General features: G+C 73.9%; 20 protein-coding genes. 12 read left to right on the top strand and 8 right to left on the bottom strand.

Going from position 1 to position 19,601, the window contains the following annotated elements; translation table 11 throughout:
• The first annotated feature begins 91 nt into the window (after positions 1-91).
• Genes ACZ7FF_RS34335 through ACZ7FF_RS34310 form a run of 6 tightly spaced genes read left to right on the top strand, consistent with a single transcriptional unit; the run spans position 92 to position 4,748 of the window.
• Positions 92-1,399 (top strand): MFS transporter, encoded by a 1,308-nt coding sequence (locus ACZ7FF_RS34335; protein ID WP_470817311.1) that lies wholly within the window; start codon positions 92-94, stop codon positions 1,397-1,399.
• A 5-nt stretch (positions 1,400-1,404) separates the two neighbouring features.
• Positions 1,405-2,235 (top strand): putative hydro-lyase, encoded by an 831-nt coding sequence (locus ACZ7FF_RS34330; protein WP_470817357.1) that lies wholly within the window; start codon positions 1,405-1,407, stop codon positions 2,233-2,235.
• A gap of 50 nt (positions 2,236-2,285) precedes the next feature.
• On the top strand, positions 2,286-3,044 hold the full coding sequence (locus ACZ7FF_RS34325; protein ID WP_470817310.1) for a LamB/YcsF family protein: 759 nt from the start codon (positions 2,286-2,288) through the stop codon (positions 3,042-3,044).
• Positions 3,041-3,658: a 5-oxoprolinase subunit B family protein gene (locus tag ACZ7FF_RS34320; RefSeq protein WP_470817308.1), complete on the top strand. Its 618-nt coding sequence runs from the start codon at positions 3,041-3,043 to the stop codon at positions 3,656-3,658. The genes ACZ7FF_RS34325 and ACZ7FF_RS34320 overlap by 4 nt, the downstream gene beginning before the upstream one ends.
• Positions 3,655-3,882, top strand: coding sequence for a hypothetical protein (locus ACZ7FF_RS34315; protein WP_470817306.1), 228 nt, complete (start codon positions 3,655-3,657; stop codon positions 3,880-3,882). The genes ACZ7FF_RS34320 and ACZ7FF_RS34315 overlap by 4 nt, the downstream gene beginning before the upstream one ends.
• Positions 3,879-4,748, top strand: a complete 870-nt coding sequence (locus ACZ7FF_RS34310; RefSeq protein ID WP_470817305.1) for a 5-oxoprolinase subunit C family protein — start codon at positions 3,879-3,881, stop codon at positions 4,746-4,748. The genes ACZ7FF_RS34315 and ACZ7FF_RS34310 overlap by 4 nt, the downstream gene beginning before the upstream one ends.
• Before the next feature lie 248 nt (positions 4,749-4,996).
• On the opposite strand, the gene ACZ7FF_RS34305 is transcribed toward ACZ7FF_RS34310, so the two are convergent.
• The 5 genes from ACZ7FF_RS34305 to ACZ7FF_RS34285 form a co-directional block, all read right to left on the bottom strand.
• Entirely contained in the window at positions 4,997-5,905 is a 909-nt protein-coding gene (locus ACZ7FF_RS34305) for an SGNH/GDSL hydrolase family protein (protein ID WP_470817303.1), read from the bottom strand.
• Positions 5,902-7,074, bottom strand: a complete 1,173-nt coding sequence (locus ACZ7FF_RS34300) for a glycosyltransferase (protein ID WP_470817301.1) — start codon at positions 7,072-7,074, stop codon at positions 5,902-5,904. The genes ACZ7FF_RS34305 and ACZ7FF_RS34300 overlap by 4 nt, the downstream gene beginning before the upstream one ends.
• Complete coding sequence (locus ACZ7FF_RS34295; RefSeq protein WP_470817299.1) at positions 7,071-8,198, bottom strand: glycosyltransferase family 4 protein; 1,128 nt, start codon at positions 8,196-8,198, stop codon at positions 7,071-7,073. The genes ACZ7FF_RS34300 and ACZ7FF_RS34295 overlap by 4 nt, the downstream gene beginning before the upstream one ends.
• A 278-nt stretch (positions 8,199-8,476) precedes the next feature.
• A complete protein-coding gene (locus ACZ7FF_RS34290; protein WP_470817298.1) occupies positions 8,477-9,895 on the bottom strand; it encodes a HEAT repeat domain-containing protein in 1,419 nt (472 codons plus the stop codon).
• Between the two features lie 297 nt (positions 9,896-10,192).
• The gene (locus ACZ7FF_RS34285; RefSeq protein ID WP_470817296.1) at positions 10,193-10,585 is read right to left on the bottom strand and encodes an ankyrin repeat domain-containing protein; all 393 of its coding nucleotides are present in this window, start codon (positions 10,583-10,585) and stop codon (positions 10,193-10,195) included.
• 266 nt (positions 10,586-10,851) lie between these two features.
• Between ACZ7FF_RS34285 and ACZ7FF_RS34280 the strand changes: the two genes are divergently transcribed.
• Both ACZ7FF_RS34280 and ACZ7FF_RS34275 read left to right on the top strand, forming a co-directional pair.
• The gene (locus ACZ7FF_RS34280; RefSeq protein ID WP_061930217.1) at positions 10,852-11,046 is read left to right on the top strand and encodes a hypothetical protein; all 195 of its coding nucleotides are present in this window, start codon (positions 10,852-10,854) and stop codon (positions 11,044-11,046) included.
• 46 nt (positions 11,047-11,092) lie between these two features.
• A complete protein-coding gene (locus ACZ7FF_RS34275) occupies positions 11,093-12,694 on the top strand; it encodes a hypothetical protein (protein WP_470817294.1) in 1,602 nt (533 codons plus the stop codon).
• A gap of 284 nt (positions 12,695-12,978) precedes the next feature.
• On the opposite strand, the gene ACZ7FF_RS34270 is transcribed toward ACZ7FF_RS34275, so the two are convergent.
• Positions 12,979-14,487 carry an SCO1417 family PLP biosynthesis transcription factor gene (locus ACZ7FF_RS34270; protein ID WP_470817293.1) on the bottom strand — a complete coding sequence of 503 codons (1,509 nt, stop codon included), beginning with the start codon at positions 14,485-14,487 and terminating at the stop codon, positions 12,979-12,981.
• A gap of 102 nt (positions 14,488-14,589) precedes the next feature.
• Here ACZ7FF_RS34270 and yczE point away from each other — a divergent pair, with 102 nt between their 5' ends.
• The 4 genes from yczE (at position 14,590) to ACZ7FF_RS34250 (ending at position 18,051) form a co-directional block, all read left to right on the top strand.
• Positions 14,590-15,243, top strand: coding sequence for a membrane protein YczE (yczE, locus tag ACZ7FF_RS34265; protein ID WP_470817292.1), 654 nt, complete (start codon positions 14,590-14,592; stop codon positions 15,241-15,243).
• Positions 15,240-16,007, top strand: coding sequence for a glycerophosphodiester phosphodiesterase (locus tag ACZ7FF_RS34260; protein WP_470817291.1), 768 nt, complete (start codon positions 15,240-15,242; stop codon positions 16,005-16,007). Before yczE ends, ACZ7FF_RS34260 begins: the two co-directional genes overlap by 4 nt.
• Before the next feature lie 56 nt (positions 16,008-16,063).
• Complete coding sequence (locus ACZ7FF_RS34255; protein WP_470817356.1) at positions 16,064-17,410, top strand: MFS transporter; 1,347 nt, start codon at positions 16,064-16,066, stop codon at positions 17,408-17,410.
• 266 nt (positions 17,411-17,676) lie between these two features.
• Positions 17,677-18,051 carry an RNA polymerase-binding protein RbpA gene (locus ACZ7FF_RS34250; RefSeq protein ID WP_010046329.1) on the top strand — a complete coding sequence of 125 codons (375 nt, stop codon included), beginning with the start codon at positions 17,677-17,679 and terminating at the stop codon, positions 18,049-18,051.
• A 79-nt stretch (positions 18,052-18,130) separates the two neighbouring features.
• On the opposite strand, the gene fxsA is transcribed toward ACZ7FF_RS34250, so the two are convergent.
• Both fxsA and ACZ7FF_RS34240 read right to left on the bottom strand, forming a co-directional pair.
• Complete coding sequence (fxsA, locus tag ACZ7FF_RS34245) at positions 18,131-18,682, bottom strand: FxsA family membrane protein (protein ID WP_470817289.1); 552 nt, start codon at positions 18,680-18,682, stop codon at positions 18,131-18,133.
• Between the two features lie 67 nt (positions 18,683-18,749).
• The gene (locus ACZ7FF_RS34240; protein ID WP_470817288.1) at positions 18,750-19,544 is read right to left on the bottom strand and encodes a polyprenol monophosphomannose synthase; all 795 of its coding nucleotides are present in this window, start codon (positions 19,542-19,544) and stop codon (positions 18,750-18,752) included.
• Between the last annotated feature and the right edge of the window lie 57 nt (positions 19,545-19,601).

Below are 19,601 nucleotides of genomic sequence, written 5' to 3'. Positions count from 1 at the left end.
CTCGGCACGGTACGGGCCCACCCTGGGCCGCTCCGCTTCCGCACGGCACTGCTCACGTCCCAGCACCCTCCGTCCCCTCTGCGAGGTGCCCATGAGCACGACCCCACCGCGCACCACCACGTCCGCATCCCCGGGCGAACGCACCGCCGACGACGGCGCGTTCGGCTGGCTGCGCGCCCTCGGCCCGCGCGGCCGACGCGCGTTCGCCGGCGCTTTCGGCGGATATGCCCTGGATTCCTACGACTACTTCACGCTGCCGCTGACGATGGTGGCGCTCTCGTCGTACTTCGGTCTGAGCAGCGGCCAGACCGGTCTGTTCACCACCGTCACGCTGGTGGTCTCCGCGATCGGCGGCGCCGTGGCGGGCGTGGTCGCCGACCGGGTGGGCCGGGTCCGGGCCCTGATGATCACGGTGATCGCCTACGCGGTCTTCACCGTGGCGTGCGGTTTCGCGCCCGACTACGGGACGCTGCTCGTCTTCCGGGCGCTCCAGGGCCTCGGCTTCGGCGGCGAGTGGGCGGTCGGGGCGATCCTGGTCGCCGAGTACGCCTCCGCGCGCCACCGGGGCCGTACGCTCGGCGCTGTCCAGAGTTCCTGGGCGGTCGGCTGGGCGCTGGCCGCGGTCGTCTACACGCTGGTCTTCTCCTTCGCGGGCGGCGACCTGGCCTGGCGGGTGATGTTCTGGACCGGGGCACTGCCCGCGCTGCTCGTGGTGTGGCTGCGCCGCCGGGTGCACGACGCCCCCGCGGCCACGGCGAGCCGCGAACAGGACCCGCGCCGCGGATCGTTCGCGGCGATCTTCCGGCCGTCCCGCGACGGCGCCCCGGGCCTGCTGCGGACCACGGTCTTCGCGAGCCTGCTCTCCACCGGGGTTCAGGGCGGCTACTACACGCTCGCGACCTGGGTGCCCACGTACCTGAAGTCCGAGCGCGGCCTGTCGGTCGTGGGCACGGGCGCCTACCTGGCCTTCCTGATCTCCGGCGCGTTCCTCGGCTACCTGACCGGCGGCCACCTCACCGACCGGATCGGCCGGCGCGCCAACATCTGGCTGTTCGCGCTGCTGTCGGCCCTGGGCGTGCTGGCCTACGCGAACATCCCGCACGGCGCCGACACTTTGCTGCTGGTGCTCGGCTTCCCGCTCGGCTTCTGCATGTCGGCCATCTTCAGCGGGTTCGGCTCCTACCTGAGCGAGCTGTACCCGACCGCGGTGCGCGGCACCGGACAGGGCTTCACGTACAACACCGGCCGCGCGGTGGGCGCGGTGTTCCCGACCCTGGTGGGCTTCCTGGCCGACAGCTGGGGCGTGGGCGGCGCGCTGGTCTTCGGCGCGGTCGGCTACGGGCTCGCCGCGCTGGCGCTGCTCGGGCTGCCCGAGACGCGCGGGAAGGAGCTGGCGTGACGCAGATGCAGAGCACCGGGGACCGGCCCGTCACCACGGCCGACGAGCACGCGCGCGCGTGGAGCCCGAGAACCGCGCGGGCCCGGTTCCGCGACGGTCTCGCCGGTCCGACGGCCGGGGTCGCGGCCGGCCACACGCAGGCCAACCTGATCTCCGTGCCCGCCGACTGGGCCTACGACATGCTGCTGTTCTGCCAGCGCAACCCCAGGCCGTGCCCGGTGCTCGACGTCACGGACGCCGGCTCCACGACGACGTTCCTCGCCGAGGGCGCCGATCTGCGCACCGACCTGCCGCGCTACCGGGTGTGGCGGGACGGCGAGCTGGTCGAGGAGCCGACGGACGTGCGCGCGCACTGGCGGGATGACCTGGTGTCGTTCCTGCTCGGGTGCAGCTTCACCTTCGAGTGGGCGCTGGCCCGGGCGGGTGTGCCGATCCGGCACGTCGAGCAGGGCCGCAACGTGCCGATGTACGTCACCGGACGACAGTGCCGTGCGGCGGGCCGGCTGCGGGGGCCGATGGTGGTGTCCATGCGCCCGGTGCCGCCGGAGCACCTGGCTGCCGCGATCCGCGAGAGCAGCCTGCTGCCGGCCGTGCACGGCGGCCCCGTGCACTGCGGGGACCCGGCGGGTCTCGGCATCGCGGACCTGGGGCGGCCGGACTTCGGCGACCCGGTGACCGCGGACGACGGCGACATCCCCGTGTTCTGGGCCTGCGGGGTGACCCCGCAGGCGGCGGTGACGGCCTCCCGGCCGCCGTTCGCCATCACCCACGCGCCGGGCCAGATGTTCCTGACCGACGCCCGCGACGAGCAGTACCGGCTGGTCGGCGTCGACTGATGCCGGCAGCCGACCCCACCCGATACGAGAACCGGAGACACGGGACGACCATGACCGCGATCGATCTGAACGCCGACCTGGGCGAGGGCTTCGGCCGCTGGCGGCTCACCGAGGACGAACAGCTGCTGTCCGTCGTCACCAGCGCCAATGTGGCCTGCGGGTTCCACGCCGGGGACGCGGCGACCATGCGCCGGGTGTGCGGCCTGGCGGCCGAGCGCGGGGTGACGATCGGCGCGCAGGTCTCCTACCGGGACCTCGCCGGGTTCGGCCGGCGCGCGATGGACGTGCCGCCCGCCGAACTGGCGGCCGAGGTGGCCTACCAGATCGGGGCGCTCGAGGTGTTCGCGCGCGCCGCCGGGGCGCGCGTGGCGTACGTCAAGCCGCACGGCGCGCTGTACAACCGGGTCGTGCACGACGAGGAGCAGGCGCGCGCGGTGATCGACGGCGTACTCCTGGCGGACCCCTCGCTGCCGGTGCTGGGGCTGCCCGGCTCGCGGCTGCTGGAGCTGGCCGGGAAGGCGGGCCTGCCGGCCGTGACGGAGGCCTTCGCGGACCGGGCGTACACCGACGAGGGCACGCTGGTGCCGCGCGGCCGGGACGGCGCGGTGGTGACCGATCCGGAGGTCGTCGTGGAGCGCTCGGTCGGCCTTGCGCGCTCCGGCTCGGTCACCGCGCACTCCGGCGCGCGCATCCAGGTACGCGCCCGCTCGCTGTGTCTGCACGGCGACACTCCCGGCGCAGTGGAGCTGGCCCGCCGGGTGCGCGAACGGCTGGCGGCGGCGGGCGTGCGGGTGGAGGCCTTCGCGTGAGGGCGCTGCCCGTGGGCGACGACGCGCTGCTCGTCGAGGTGGCCTCGGTCGAGGAGGCACAGGCCCTGCACGCCGAGCTGCTGCGGCGCCGCGCGGAGGGTTTGCTGACGGTCCGCGAGATCGTGCCCGCGGCGCGCACGGTCCTGCTCGACGGGCTGTCCGATCAGGTGCGTTGGGCATCCGAACTCACCTCCTCCGCGGTGCCGCCGTCTCCCCCACGCGCGCGTGCCCTCGTCGAACTTCCGGTGCGCTACGACGGCCCCGACCTCGCGGAGGTCGCCGCGCACTGGAGAGTGGGCGAGCACGAGGTGGCCCGCATCCACGGGGGCACCGAGTTCACGGTGGCCTTCTGCGGGTTCGCCCCCGGCTTCGGCTACCTCACCGGACTCCCGGCCCGGTACGACGTGCCGCGCCGGGCCACTCCCCGCACCGCCGTCCCCGCCGGCGCGGTGGCCCTCGCGGGCCCGTACACCGGCGTCTACCCCCGCTCCTCGCCCGGCGGCTGGCAACTCATCGGCTCGACCGACGCACCCCTGTGGAACCACACCCGCACGCCCGCCGCCCTCCTCTCACCGGGCACCCGCGTGCGGTTCGTTCCGGTGGGGGACGCATGAGCGGGGCGCGGGTGACGGGGCGGGAGACCGGGGCGCGGCGAAGCGGGCACGCGCGCGTGGGCCCCGGCGCCGCCCGCGCGCGCAGGATCGGGACGCACAGGGCCGGACAGAAGACCGAGCAGCGGTACGCCCGCGCGGGCCTCGAAGTCGCCGGCGCCCGCACGGCCGGTGCGGCAGTGGCCTCACGCGCGCGCATGAACGTCGTACCCGTGGAGGACGCATGAGCGACCGTGCGCTCGTCGTCGTGCGCTGCGGGGCGCTGACCACCGTGCAGGACCGGGGGCGGCCCGGGTACGCGCATCTCGGTGTGCCCCGGTCGGGGGCGCTGGACCCGCTCGCGGCGGGGCTCGTCAACCGGCTCGTCGGGAACGCCCCGGACGCGGCCGTGCTGGAGACGACCCTCGACGGGTGCGCGCTGCGGCCCCGTGCCACGGTGACCGTCGCGGTGGGCGGCGCGCCCTGCCCCGTGGCGGTCGGCGGGCGCCCCGCCGCGTGGGGCGCACCGGTCGTGGTGCCGGCCGGTGCGCTGCTGGAGGTGGGTGCCGCCGTGGCCGGTGTACGCAGCTACGTGGCCGTGTCCGGCGGCGTCGCCGTCGAACCGGTGCTCGGCAGCCGCGCCACGGACCTGCTGTCCGGCCTCGGCCCGGCCCCGCTCGCCGACGGCGCGGTGCTGCCGCTCGGCAGCCCGGCGGGGCCGCCCGCGCGCGTGGACGGTGCCCCCCAGCCGCGTCCGCCGGCGGAACTCGTGCTCCGGGTGACGCCGGGCCCGCGCGCCGACTGGTTCACGGCGAGCGCGCTCCGCGACCTCACCACGCGCGCGTACCGCGTGTCCTCGGCGAGCAACCGCATCGGCCTGCGCACCGAGGGCCCGGTCCTGACCCGGGCACGGCCCGGTGAGCTGCCCAGCGAGGGCATGGTGCTCGGCGCGGTCCAGGTCCCGCCGGACGGCCGCCCCGTGGTCTTCCTCGCCGACCATCCCACCACCGGCGGCTACCCGGTGATCGCGGTGGTCCGCACCACCGACCTCCCGGCGGCCGCCCAGGCGTCACCCGGCACACCGATCCGATTCGTCCCGACCCGCCACCGCTGACCTCCCGGCGGCCGCCGAGCCGACACCCGGCACTGCGACCCGGTTCTTCCCGGTGCCCGCCGCTGACGTTTCGACGGCCGCGCAGGCAGCATCCGGCACTCCGGTCCGACTCGTCCCTGCGCCCCGCCACCGCCCCCGGTGGCCGCCCATCCGACGCCCGGCACCGCGGTCCGATTCCTCCCGCCGCGCCGCCACAGACCTCCCGACGGACGCGCAGGCAGCACCGGCTGCGGCGGCAACCGTGCCCCTCAGCCGACCCCCACCTCCACCTGTTCCGCAGGAGTCGCCTGCGTCTCGGCGACCTGCTCCTCGGAGCGTCGCGTCGGTGGGGCGGCCGGGGGCAGCGCGGACAGGGCCGCGGAGACGGTGGCGGAGGCGTGCAGGTCGAGGTGGGCCGTGGTGCCCCGGGCGCGGTGACGCAGCTCGTCCGCCGCGAGGCGCAGCAGCTGCGGCAGCAGGTCCCGGCACCGCCGGGCCACCCAGCCGGTGCCCGCGGTGGCCAGCCACACGAGGCTCGCCGCCCGGGTCGGTGCGGGGAACTCCGGTTCGAGCGACGGCGGCTCGCCCGCCGCCCGCCCGGCCTCGGCGAGCAGGGCGTGGAAGCGGGCGGCGAGCTGCCGGTGCCCGCGCTCGCCGGGGTGCAGCCGGTCCGCGCTCCACAGGGCCCGGTCGGTGATCCAGACGCCGTCCGCCGCGTGCAGGTGGACGGCGCCGTAGCGCTCGGACAGCGCGTGGACGACCGCGTTGACCGCCCGCTGCCGCCGCGCCAGCGGCCTGGCCAGGGCGCTCGGCAGACCCAGCATCGCGCCGGGGTCCGGCAGGCAGGCGGTGAGCAGGGTGGCGCCCTGGCGGGTGCAGGACGCGTAGACGTGGTCGAGGCAGGCGGTCACCGCGTGGATGTCGAAGGTGCGGCGCAGGGTGTCGTTGACGCCGATGACCACCGACACCAGGTCGGGGCGCAGTTCGAGCGCGGCGGGCGTCTGCCGTTCCATGACGTCCCGGGTCTGCGCCCCGCTGACCGCGAGGTTGGTGAACTGCGTGCCCTCGCCCAGGGAGGGCGCCAGCAGCGCGGCCCAGCCTCGCCAGCCGTCCCTGGCGGGGTCGCCCACACCCTCGGTCAGCGAGTCCCCGAGCGCGACGAAGCGGACGGGTCTCATGCCACGCCCTCCGGCACGGTCCGGCGGAACCCGGTGCGCAGCACCTCCGCGTCGTGGGCGGCGAGGAACGCCTCCACGGCCGCTCCCCAGCCGAAGCACTCCGCTCGCGCGCGTGCGGCCTCGCGCCGTTCGGGCTCACGGCGCTCCAGCAGCAGTTCCACGGCGTCCGCGAACGCCTCGCCGCGGTCGGCCGCGGTCGCTCCGGCGGACCCGATGACCTCGGACAGCGCGGACGAGGCGCTGGCCACCACGGGCGTGCCGCAGGCCATGGCCTCCAGGGCGGCCAGCCCGAAGGTCTCGGCGGGGCCGGGCGCGAGACAGACGTCGGCGGACGCCTGGAGCGCCCCGAGCGTGGCCCGGTCGGAGACGTGCCCGAGGAACGTCACCGGCAGCCCCCGCTCCCGCGCGCGCTGCTCCAGGCGTTCCCTGAGCGGCCCGTCCCCGGCCACCACGAGCACCGCGGGGCGCCCGCGCCGTACCAGCGCCTCCAGGGCGTCCAGGGCCGTGCCGGGGCGTTTCTCGATGGACAGCCGGGAGCACATCACGAGCAGCGTCTCGCTCCCGCGCGCGTGGCGGGCACGCAGCCCGGGGTCGCGCAGCCCGGGGTGGCGTTCCGTCAGGTCGACGCCCAGGGGGGCGCGTACGACGTTGCGCGCACCGATGCGGACGAACTCGCGCTCGGCGAACTCGGTGGTGCAGACCACCCGCGAGTAGACGTGCGCGGTGCGGGTGTTGAGGGCGTCGGCGGCCCGCCGGGAGAGGTTCTCGGACAGGCCCCAGGTGCGCAGCACGCCGTCGGCGGTCTCGTGGGAGACCATCACGGCGGGGACGCGCGCACGGCGGGCCCAGCGGCCGGTCCAGCGCAGGGTCGTACGGTCGGAGACCTCCAGCCGGTCCGGGGCCAGGTCCTCCAGGAGGGCGGCCACGCGCCGCTTGTCGGTGAGGACGCGGTAGCCGCCCGTGCCCGGCAGCGGCGGGCCGGGCAGGGTGATGACCCGGCCCTGCTCGGTGTCGGTGTCGGTGTGCCGTTCGCCGGGCACGATCAGCACCGGTTCGTGGCCCGCGGCACGAAAGCCCTTGCCCAGCTCGCGCAGGGCGGTGCGCAGCCCGCCGGAGGCGGGTGCGACGAAGTTGGCGAGGCGGACGATGCGCAGCGGCCGGCCGGTCATGCCGCCACCGCCGTCCTGCGCGACGCGAGGACGTCGTCGTAGTGGGCGATCAACTGGTCGCCGACGGCGGCCCAGGTGCGGCCCTCGACCATGGTGCGGGCGGCGGCGCCGAAGGCGGTCCGCCGGGCCGGGTCGGCGGCCAGGGTGCGGACGGCGTCCAGTACGGCGTCGGCGTCGTGCGGCGGGACGAGCAGACCGGTGCGGCCGTGGGCGACCAGGTCGAGCGGGCCGCCGGCGGCGGGCGCGACGACCGGGATCCCGCTGGCCATGGCCTCCTGGACGGTCTGGCAGAAGGTCTCGAAGGGGCCGGTGTGCGCGAACACGTCCAGCGAGGCGAAGATCCGGGCGAGCTCGATGCCGGTGCGGCGGCCCAGGAAGACGGCGCCGGGCAGGGCCTCGGTCAGATGGGCCTGGCTGGGCCCGTCGCCGACGACCACGACCTTGACGCCCTCCAGGCCGCATACGCCGGCGAGGAGTTCGACGTGCTTCTCGGGGGCGAGCCGGCCGACGTAGCCGACGATCAGCTCGCCGTTCGGCGCGAGTTCGCGGCGCAGTGCCTCGTCACGGTGCTCTGGCCGAAAACGTACGGTGTCCACCCCGCGCTGCCACAGCCGCACCCGGGGCACTCCGTGCGCCTCCAGGTCGTGCAGGGCTGCGCTGGAGGGGGCGAGGGTGCGCTCGGCGGCGCCGTGCACCGAGCGGATCCGGCGCCAGGCGGCCGCCTCTCCGGCTCCCATGTAGGTGCGGGCGTAGCCGGCGAGGTCGGTCTGGTAGACGGCGACGGCGGGGACGCCGAGGCGGGCGGCGGCCGTCATGCCGCGCACGCCCAGGACGAAGGGGCTGGCGAGATGGACCACGTCGGGTCGGTGCGAGACGAGGGCCGCGGCGAGACGCCGGCTGGGGAGGGCGACGCGCACCTGGGGGTAGCCGGGGAGCGGGAGGGACGGGATCCGCACCACCGGGCACGGGGCGTCCGTGTCCGGCCCGCTGCCGGGAGCGGGGGCGGGGGCGACGACGAGCGGGAGGTGACCGCGATCTACGAGGTGCCGGGCGGTCTGGAGCGCGCAGTGGGCCACGCCGTTCACATCGGGGGGAAAGGATTCGGTCACGATGACGACACGCATACGGGTGTTCTCGCCGCGCAGGACGTGGCCGCGTCAACTTCGATCTTTCCGCCCGGGGAACGTCCCATGAGCGTTGGGTCGCACACCCGCGCAGGTCAGACGGCCGTCATGGCCGCCTGACCTGCGAGTCACCCGGCGTTCACACGACGGGCGGCGGACCGCTCCACGGACACCGGCATCCTCGCGGGGTACGACACCGCCCCGGACGCGGTCCCGCGCGTCGGCGGGCAACGGGACCACTCCGACGGGCCCGGCCGGGCCCCGTGCTCGTGACCGGGTCAGCCGGCGGAGAGGTCCGGGCCGAAGCGGCTGCGTACCGCGGTCTGTACCTCGGCCTCCTCGGCCGGGTCGGCGGCCAGGCGGCGCAGGCGCTCCACGACGCGGGCGTCGCCGGTCTCGGCGTGCCGTGCGGCGATCTCGCGGGTGGTCTCCTCGCAGTCCCACAGGCATTCGATGGCGAAGCCGGTGGCGAAGGAGGGATCGGTGGCGGCCAGGGCGCGGGCGGCGCGGCCGCGCAGATGGGAGGAGGCCGTCTCACGGTAGACGTGGCGCAGCACGGGGGCGGCGCAGGCGATGCCGAGGCGTCCGGCGCCGTCGACCAGGGTCCACAGGGTGGGGGCGTCGGGGCCCTCGCCGCGCACCGCCTCACGCAGGGCGCCGAGGACGAGGCCGCTGTCCTGGGCACCGCCGCGACAGGCGAGCATGCGTCCGGCGGCGGCGCCCAGCACGTCGGGGCGCTGGGCCCAGCCGCGCGCGCGGTCCACGGCGGCGATGCTGCGCATCCGTTCGAACGCGTCGACGGCGGCCTCCACGACGACCGAAGTGCCGTCGGCCACCGCGGCCTCGATCAGTTCCAGGGCGTCGTGGTCGTTGCTGTCGGCGAGGTAGCGCAGCGCGGTACACCGGGCTCCGTCCGTGCCGGCCCTGGCCGCCCGCAGGATCTCCGGCCGGTCCTCGGGGCCGGCCACGGCGACCAGGCAGCGGGCGGCGGGGACGTGGAGGGCGGCGCCGCGGTCCATGCCCTGCTGGGCCCACTCGAAGACGGCGCCCACGCTCCATCCCGGGCGGGGCCCGGTCGGCCGCATCTGGCGTTGCCAGCGGTCGAAACAGCCGGCCTCCTGGGCGGCACGCACGCGCGTGGCGATCGATTCGCGGCGATCCTCGGCCCACAGGCGCCAGGGCCTCGGCTCGAAGGCGTCGCGCACGGCGACGGCCAGCTCGGCCTCGCCCTCGGAATCGGCGGGGAAGCGGGCCAGGACGGGCGCGGCGAGGGCGCGCAGGCCCGCGTCGTCGTCCCTCAGGGCCAGCTCGTCCAGCGCCCAGGCCCAGTTGGAGCCCTGAGCGGCGTACCTGCGCAGCAGGTCGAGCGCGTCGTGCCGGCCGTAGGAGGCGAGGTGCCCGAGCACCGCGAGAGCCAGGCCGGTGCGGGACTCGTCCGTGTCGAGCAGGTCCTCCGAGTCGAAGAGGTGTGCCTCGACGGCGTCCAAGTCGCCGTTCAGGTCGAGATACAGGCGGGCGTAGTACAGGGAGCGGTTCTCCACCTGCCAGTCGTGGCGGGGATCGCGCAGCACACAGTGGTTCAGGGCCGCAAGCGCTTCCGCGCGAGGGGCGGTGAGCGCGTGCAGCGTTCCGTCGCCGCGGCCCCGCTGAAGCAGGCCGAGCAGCGTACCGCTGGGCGCTATGACCGGATCGAACATGGGAAACAGCCTCACATCAAGCGTCGACGCAACCGGGGAACACGCACTACCTGGCCGCGTGACACAACGTCGGAGCGCCCGCCGTCTCTTGCTTGCTGTAGACCATCTCTCTGCCTCTCGTCGGTGGCCCATGCGGACCGATCACGGTCCGCGCGGTGCGGCAACACCTGCCCAGCCATCGCGTCCGTGAATCACGTCGTCATGATGACCCGCGGTGTGTGCTGCCGCGACCGTATTTCCGGCGGCCCTGTACCGCCTCCCCCGTTTTCCGTGCCGTAGCTGCTCGGGACGTTCGCGTCAGTTGACGCCGAAAAGTTCCAGAAGTTCCGTCCTGCCGAACATGCGGGCCGTGTCGACGGCCGACGGCGTGCCCGCGGCGGGGTCGGCCCCGCCTTCCAGCAGGGTCTTGATGACGTCCGTCTCACCCTTGAAGACCGCCCCGGCGAGCGGGGTCTGGCCTCGGTCGTTGACCCGGTTCGCCTCCGCGCCACGGGCGAGCAGCGCACGGACCGCGTCGGCGTGGCCGTGGTAGGCGGCGAGCATCACCAGGGAGTCACCGCGGTCGTTGGTGAGGTTGGCCGGAACACCCGCGTCGACGTACGCCACGAGCGGTTCGGTCCGCCCCTGCCGGGCCAGATCGAAGATCTTGGTCGCCAGCTCCACGACCTCGGGGTCGGGGGCTTCACTCATCGGCCGGTCCGCCTCTCATTACAACCGTTCAGGTGAATCGCAAGGGTACTGGCTCGTGCCTCACATGACCCGAAGTGCCCGAGGTAAAGATCACTACGGGCCCCGACTGACGCAAGTCCCCTGCTCAAGGAGCCCATGACCGGCTTCGGCCGACCGGGTGAAAAGTCACGAAATTCACCCGCTTGCACCTTTTATCGTATAGATACATGCTGTGATCCTGGAAGTACTGATGGTGACTGTCCCCCCTCGACACCAGGAGGCCCCCAATGATCCTCTCCATGTCAGGCGTCGTCCTGCTCGGCACCATCGTGTTCCTGTTCTTCCGCAAGGACGGCCTCAAGGGCTCGCACGCGTGCGTCTCGGCCCTGTTCGGCTTCTACCTGTCGAGCACGGCCATCGCCCCGAGCATCAAGGCCGGCGGAGAGAGTCTGGCGAGCCTACTGGGCGGCATCAAGTTCTGACGCCGACAGCCCACGTCCCGCCCGTACGCACCAACAGGAGACAGCAGTGGCCCGGCGCCCTCTCCCCCGCATTCTGAGCAAAGACAGCGCGCAGATCGCCCGGATGCAGATCGCCCGGAGCCGGGAGCTGGCCCGGACGGCGGCCGACAGCGCCACCGACGTCCTCCACCCGCTGATCACCGTCTCGCGCGGACTGCGCCTTCTGGCCTCGGCCGGGCGGCGCAGATGGGCCGACACCCCCAAGGACAGGCGCGGACCACTGCTGTTCCTGGTGGCATCCCTGATCCTGGTCGTGGCGCTCGCGCCGTACGGGCCGCTGCTCGCCGTCATCACCGTGATGGCGGCGGCGGCCTGGCAGGGCCGCGAGCGCACCCCGGCGGAGCCCGACGGGCCCGACGAGTCCCAGACCGAGCGGCTCCAGTCCCTCTACGAGGCGCTGGTGCCCTACTTCTCCGGCCCCGAGGACCCGGCGCCGCTGTACCTGCACGGGGGCGAATGGGAGAAGGCCTTCCCCGCGTACGAGTTCGACGACAGCGGACGCGTCGGACACCTCACGATCCGCTACCCCGCCTACTTCCCGGACGGCGAGCCCGAGGCCCGCGCGCGGATCGAGCAGTTGCTCACGGCGAAGTCGGGGCGGAGCCGCGAGTACCACTTCGCGTGGGACGAGGTGGGCAACCAGCTCGCCGTGACCGCCCTCGCGCCGCTGCCCGCCGACATCGCCGCCCAGCGTTTCGTCACCGCGCCCGGCGAGACCGTCCTCGGCTTCACCGACCCGAGCGAGGTCCAGCGCACGCTCCCGCTCTCCTACGGCGAGGAGCGGTGCGACGTCCCGCCGGTCGTCTGGCGCACCGGCATCCGCTCCACCGAACCGCACCTGCTGGCCATGGGGCATCCCGGCAGCGGCACGTCCACGCTGCTGCGCTCCATCGCGCTCCAGGCCCTGCAGTACGCCGACATCCTGATCGTCGACGGGGGCGGCACCGGCGAGTACGCATGTCTGACCGGGCGCGACGGCGTGCTGGCCGTGGAGTGCGCCCTGCCGGGCGCGCTGGCGAGCCTGGAGTGGGCCGCGCAGGAGACCGAGCGGCGGCTCATCGCGATCAACCTGGCCCGGCAGGCGGGCGACCCGCCGCCGCAGGACACCCGGCGTCCGCTGTGGATCCTCGTGGACCGCCCGAGCGTCTTCGCGCACCTCGCGGCGGCCGACGGCCGCAAGGACCCGCAGACGCTGCTCCAGGTGCCGCTGCGGCACGGGCGCGCGGCGAACGTGACCGTCGTCGTGGCCGAGCAGTTCGAGAGCGCGGAGGCGCTGGACGACGCCGTACGGCAGCACACGCGCGCGCGCGTCGTGCTCGGGTCCGCGGCTCCCCAGCAGGTCACGGCCGTGCTGGGCGCACCGCCGCAGACGACGCCACCGGCCCATGTGCCGCCCGGGCGTGGGTACGCCCGGCTGGGCAACGGCGTGGTCCACCGGCTCCAGGTACCGCGTACACCCGATCCGTACGACGACGCGACCAGCGACGTCGACCGGCAGGCCGTGCTGGCGCTGCTGCCGGGGCGGAGCACGCCAGGCGACGCGGAGCGGATCGACCTGACCAAGCCCACGGCCGAGGCGGCACCGGTGGTCGCCGCGGAGAGTTCCTGAGCGGGGGGTTGGACACCCCCCCGCTCACGGAGTGCGGTGCGATCCGAGTGCCGTTTCCGCGGTCCCCTGGAGCGCGGGGTGACTGCCGATCGGCGACGGACGCCTGGTACCGGGCACGCCGGCGCGGAGCCGTCCGCCCGGGCAGGCGGCTGCCCCCCGCTCGCGGAGTGCGGTGCGAAACGGGTGCCGTTGCCGCAACCCCAGGAGCGCGAGCGACCGCCCGATCGGCGACGGACGCCCGGTACCGGGCACCTCGGCGCGGAGCCCCTTCGCCGTGCGGGCGGCTACGCCACGAACGTGCGCGGTGCCTCCGTCGCGCCCGTCGCTCCCGTTTCCACCAGGTGCGCAGCCGCGGCGAGGCGGGAGGCGGCCTCATCGGCGACCGCTCCCCCGACGGTGAAGGGCAGGCGGACGTAGCCCTCGAAGGCGCCGTCGACCCCGAAGCGGGGGCCGGAGGGGACGCGGACGCCGACGCGCTCGCCGGCCTCGGCGAGACGGGAGCCGGAGAGGCCGCCGGCACGGACCCAGAGGGTCAGGCCGCCCCGCGGGACCTCGAACTCCCAGTCCGGCAGCTCACGGGCGAGGGCGGCGACGAGGGCGTCCCGGTTCTCCCGGGCGTGGGCCCGCCGCAGCGCGACCGCCTGCTGCCAGCCGCCGGTGCTGAACAGCCAGTTGACGGCCAGCTGCTCCAGGACCGGAGTGCCGAGGTCGGCGTAGGCACGGGCGGCGACGAGGCTGCGGATGACGTCGGGCGCGGCACGGACCCAGCCGATGCGCATGCCGGCCCAGAACGCCTTGCTGGCCGAGCCGACCGTGATCACCGTGGAGCCGGCGGGGTCGAAGGCGCACACCGGGCGCGGCATCCCCCCGTCCCCCAGTTCCTCGTCCAGCCACAGCTCGGTCATCGTCTCGTCGGCGACGAGCACGGTGCCGGCCGAGCGGGCCGCGTCCACCAGCCGGCGCCGCTGGTCCTCGTCGGCCAGCGCACCGGTGGGGTTGTGGAAGTCGGCGACCACGTAGGCGAGGCGGGGAGCGGCCTCGCGCAGGACCTGGCGCCAGCGGTCCATGTCCCAGCCGGACAGCCCCTCGGCCATCGCGACCGGCACCAGACGGGCGCCCGCCTCCCGCATGAGCTGGAGGATGTTGGCGTAGGAGGGGGACTCCACGGCGATGCGCTCGCCGCGGCCCGCGAAGAGGTGGCAGATGGCGTCGATGGCGCCCATCGCGCCGGTCGTCACCATGATCTGCTCCGGCATGGTGGGGATCCCGCGCGCGGTGTAGCGCTCGGCGATCATCGCGCGCAGGGCGGGCAGTCCGGCGGGATAGTCGCCGTGCGTGTGGGCGTACGGCGGCAGTTCCTCCAGGGCGCCCTGGACCGCGCGGGTGAGCCACGGCTCGGGCGCGGGCAGGGACGCGCAGCCCAGGTCGATCACCGAGCCCAGGGCCTCCGGGGGCAGGGGCTCCAGGCCGCGGGCGGGCAGCGGGTTGCCGGCCGGCACGGCGGTCCAGCTGCCGGCCCCGCGCCGGGACTCCAGGAAGCCCTCGCTGCGCAGCGCCTCGTAGGCGGCCGCGACCGTGGTCCGGCTGACGGAGAGGGAAAGGGCCAGTTCGCGTTCCGCGGGCAGGCGGGCGGCGACCGGGACGCGGCCTTCGAGGACCAGCAGCCGGATGCCGTCGGCGAGCGCCCGGTAGGCGGGCGGCCGGCGGGTGCCGGGGCCGGCCGGCCGCTCCTGCTGGGAGGTGAGAAGGCGGGCGAGCTGCGCGGCCCCCACCGCCGAGGTCCACTGCGCCATGAAGATCAGTCCACCTTCCCTGAATTGGCCATGGATGCCGTTTCATCGCAAGCCACAGAGTGTCATGCGTCAGGCCACCGCCACCACCCAGGGGGGTATGTCGTGTCCACTCGGGGCCACCTCGCACGACGGTTGATCCCGCTCTACAGCGGGCTCGCGCTCTACGGCGCGAGCTCCGCGCTGCTCGTGGCGTCCGGCCTGGGTCTGGAACCCTGGAACGTGCTGCACCAGGGGCTCGCGAAGCTGACCGGCCTCACCATCGGCGTGGTGTCGATCGTCGTGGGTGCGGCGGTGCTGCTGCTGTGGATCCCGCTGCGCCAGCGTCCCGGGCTCGGCACGGTCTCCAACGTCTTCGTCGTCGGCCTCGCCATGGACGGCACGCTGGCGCTCGTCCCGGCGGCGCACTCCCTCCTGGTGCGCGTTCCGCTGCTGCTTGCCGGGATCGTGCTCAACGGCGTGGCGACCGGCCTGTACATCTCGGCGAACTTCGGGCCGGGACCGCGCGACGGGCTGATGACGGGGCTGCACCGGCGCACCGGCCGCTCGGTCCGGCTGGTGCGCACGGTGATCGAGGTGACGGTGGTGGTCACCGGGTTCGCGCTGGGCGGCACCATCGGGGTGGGCACCGTGCTGTACGCCGCGTCGATCGGCCCGCTGGCGCAGCTGTTCCTGCGGGTGTTCGCCGTCGCGCCGGCATCGGCCGGAAGCGCCGTCGTTGCCGAAAGGACACCCGGCCGGGCGATACTGCGTCGGTGACCACCGCGATACGCCACCCCTATCTCGACCACCCCGGCCCGATCGCCTTCGCCCACCGGGGCGGGGCCGCCGACGGCGTGGAGAACACCGAGGCCCAGTTCCGGCGCGCCGTCGAGCTGGGCTACCGGTACATCGAGACCGACGTGCACGCCACGGCGGACGGCCGGCTCGTCGCCTTCCACGACGCGACCCTGGACCGGGTCACCGACGGGGCGGGCCGGATCGCCGACCTCGCGTGGGACGAGGTGCGCCAGGCGCGGGTGGGCGGCCGGGAACCGGTGCCTTTGTTCGAGGAACTGCTGGAGACCTTCCCCGAGGTGCGCTGGAACGTCGACGTCAAGACCGAGCCCGCGCTGCGGCCGCTGCTGCAGCTGATCGAGCGCACGAGCGCCTGGGACCGCGTCTGCGTGGGCTCCTTCTCCGAGGCGCGGGTGCTGCGCGCCCAGCGGCTGGCCGGGCCCCGCCTCGCCACCTCGTTCGGCACCCGCGGGGTGCTGAACCTGCGGCTGCGCTCCTGGGGACTGCCCGCCGCGGTGCGCCGGTCGGCCGTCGCCGCGCAGGTGCCCGAGGCCCAGTCGGGCGTCCCGGTGGTCGACCACCGCTTCGTCCGCGCCGCCCACGCGTACGGGCTGCAGGTGCACGTGTGGACGATCAACGAACCGGAGCGGATGCACCGGCTCCTGGACCTCGGCGTGGATGGCATCATGACCGATCACATCGACACGTTGCGCAAGGTCATGGAAGAGCGCGGCGTCTGGGTCTGAGCACCCGGGCGCCCCGGCCCGAGCCTTCGCAGTTGAACGGGGAAGCGAGGGCACGGGTGGACATCGACACCGTGCGGGCACAAGGGGCGGACGAGACCGCCGGGCGCAGACGCGAGCAGCACGGCTGGTACTTCTACGACTGGGCGTGCTCGGTCTATTCGACGAGCGTGCTGACCGTCTTCCTCGGCCCCTACCTCACCGCGGTCGCCCAGCACGCGGCGGACGCCGACGGCTATGTGCACCCGCTGGGCGTCCCGGTCCGGGCGGGCTCCTTCTTCGCCTACTCGGTGTCGCTCTCGGTGATCCTGTCCGTCGTGGTGATGCCCCTCGTGGGCAGCACGGCCGACCGTACGGGCCGCAAGAAGCCGTTGCTCGCGGCGGCCGCGTACACCGGGGCGGCCGCGACCACGGGCATGTTCTTCCTCGACGGCGACCGCTATCTGCTCGGCGGGGTGCTGCTCGTCGTGGCCAACGCGGCGCAGTCCGTCGGGATGATGCTCTACAACTCCTATCTGCCGCAGATCGCCCCGCCCGAGGAGCGGGACGCGGTCTCCTCCCGGGGCTGGGCCTTCGGCTACGGGGCCGGCTCCTCGATGCTGGTGGCCAACCTGGTCCTGTACTCGGCCCACTCCTCCTTCGGTCTCTCCGAGACGGCCGCCGTCCGTATCTGCCTGGCCTCGGCGGGCCTGTGGTGGGGTGCCTTCACGCTCATTCCGCTGCGCAGGCTGCGCGACCGGCACACGCGCGTGGACCGCGCCGCGGCGCCCGGGCTGCGGCAGCTCGCTGCGACGGTGCGGGACATGCGCAGGCATCCGCTGACGCTGTCCTTCCTGCTGGCGTACCTCATCTACAACGACGGCATCCAGACGGTGATCTCCCAGGCCTCGGTCTACGGTTCCCAGGAGCTCAGGCTCGGGCAGTCGACGCTCATCGTGGCCGTGCTGCTCGTGCAGGTGCTGGCCGTGGCGGGGGCGCTGGGGATGGGGCGGCTGTCCCGGGTGTACGGCGCCCAGCGGACGATCCTGGGCTCGCTGGTGGCCTGGACGGTCACGCTCGGTGCCGGTTACTTCCTGCCCGCGAACGCGCCGGTGTTCTTCTTCGTGCTGGCCGGCGGGATCGGCCTCGTCCTCGGCGGCAGCCAGGCGCTGTCCCGGTCGCTGTTCTCCCATCTGGTGCCGCCCGGGAAGGAGGCCGAGTACTTCTCGGCCTACGAGATGAGCGACCGCGGGATGAGCTGGCTCGGGCCGCTGCTGTTCGGCGTGACCTACCAGATGACCGGCAGCTACCGCTCCGCGATCATCTCCCTGGTGGCCTTCTTCGTCATCGGTTTCGCGCTGCTCGCGCGGGTCCCCGTGCGGCGGGCGATCGCCGAGGCGGGCAACCCCGTACCGGAGAAGATCTAGCGCCGATTTAGCGTTCAACACGAAAGGGCGGTAGTGTACGCGTTTGGCCTGCCAGGCGTACCGTTACTGCGCGTCAAAGATGCCGGAACGCTGGGTGACATCTGCTAGCAGATGTGACAAACCGGGCGCCTGTGGGTAGAACAAGGGGCGGCTACGACGGCGACGCATGACCCGTAACGGGAATCTTTACCGCCGACCGGACGTTGACCGGATGACGACGACAGCGACACCTGTCCTGTGGGCGACAAGCCCGGGAGGCACGATTCATGAGTGAGCGAGCTCTTCGCGGTACGCGCCTCGTGGTGACCAGCTACGAGACGGACCGCGGCATCGACCTGGCCCCGCGCCAGGCCGTGGAGTACGCATGTGAGAAGGGTCATCGCTTCGAGATGCCCTTCTCCGTCGAGGCGGAGATTCCGCCGGAGTGGGAGTGCAAGGTCTGCGGGGCCCAGGCACTCCTCGTGGACGGCGACGGCCCGGAAGAGAAGAAGGCCAAGCCCGCGCGTACCCATTGGGACATGCTGATGGAGCGGCGCACCCGTGAGGAGCTCGAAGAGGTCCTTGAGGAGCGCCTGGCGGTTCTGCGCTCGGGGGCGATGAACATCGCGATTCATCCCCGGGACAGCCGCAAGTCCGCATAGCGGGAAACCGCACAGCGCACAACAGACCGCGGGCGCCGTACGTCTCACGTACGGCGCCCGCGGTCTTTGCCGTGTCCGGCTACTGGTTCAGCGGCGGCCACTGCCCGCCCTGCTCGGGACGGTCCTCGCGGATGACCTCGCCCTGCACGACCTTGCCGTCGGGGCGGTGGATACGGGCCTGCTGGAAGGCGTCGCCCAGGCTGCCCGGGGAGGCACCGCGCAGCCGCCTGTCCAGGGCGCTCTCCCCGAAGCGGCTCACGGCCCGCTGGACCGGGGGGACGAGCAGGAGCAGACCCGCCACGTCGGAGAGGAGACCGGGGATGATCAGCAGCAGGCCGCCGAGCATCATCAGTCCGTTGCCGCCGCCGCGCTCGGGCGAACCGCCCCGCTGCAACGCCTCGTTGAGGCTCTGGAAGGCGCGACGGCCGGCCCGCTTGATCACCACGGAACCGGCCACGACGCCCGCGACGAGGAGGAGGAACACGGTGAGGCCCCCGGCCGCGCCCGCGACCAGGGTCAGCAACCAGATCTCCAGCACCAGCCACGCGGCGATCCCCAGCGGCAGATACCTGCGCAGCCGGGAGCGCCGGGGCCGGGCGGTGTACGGAGAGGTCGGAGCGCCAGTCGTCATGCTCCCAGTGTGCCTGGCCCCGGCTCAGTGCCGGATAAGGGGATGACCGGCCGGGGCCCGCGGCGGGCTAGGAGGACCGCTTCTTGCCGGTGAGCTTGGCGACCCGGTCGCTCGCGCCCCAGGCGGTGACCCGCCACAGCGCCTCGACCAGGATGTCCTTGCTCATCTTGGAGTCGCCGAGTTCGCGCTCCACGAAGGTGATCGGGACCTCGACCACGTGGTAGCCGGCCTTGACCGCGCGGCGGGCGAGGTCGACCTGGAAGCAGTAGCCCTGCGAGGCGACCTCGCTCAGGCCGAGGCCCTGGAGGGTCTCACGGCGGAAGGCGCGGTAGCCGCCGGTGATGTCGCGCAGCGGCAGGTCGAGCGCGAGCCGCGAGTAGAGGCTGCCGCCCCGGGAGATGAACTCGCGGGACTTGGGCCAGTTGACCACCCGGCCGCCGGGCACCCAGCGGGAGCCGAGCACCAGGTCGGCGCTCTTCAGCGCGGTGAGCAGCCGCGGCAGCTCCTCGGGCTGGTGGGAGCCGTCGGCGTCCATCTCGACCAGCACGCCGTAGTCGTGCTCCAGGCCCCAGCGGAAGCCCGCGAGGTAGGCGGCGCCGAGGCCCTCCTTGCCCTTGCGGTGCATCACCTGGACGTTCGCGTCCTCGGCCGCCAGCTCGTCGGCGAGCTTGCCGGTGCCGTCCGGGCTGTTGTCGTCCGCGATCAGCACGTGCGCCTCGGGGACGGCCTTGCGTACCCGGCCGACGATGGTCTTGATGTTCTCCGCCTCGTTGTAGGTCGGGATGATCACCAAGGCCGTGCCGAGCGGACCGAACTGCCTCCCCTGAGCCGTGGCCGCGAGGGTCCCGTCGCCGTCGTTCACTGCTGCCCCTTCTGGTCGTACGCAGGCGTCCACCATAGTGGTCGCCGCCTGGGAAGA

It is taken from the genome of Streptomyces sp. NPDC037126 (genome assembly GCF_055605965.1).
The sequence above is the reverse complement of the archived record's forward strand: the minus strand, read 5'-3'. Positions and strand labels throughout refer to the sequence as shown.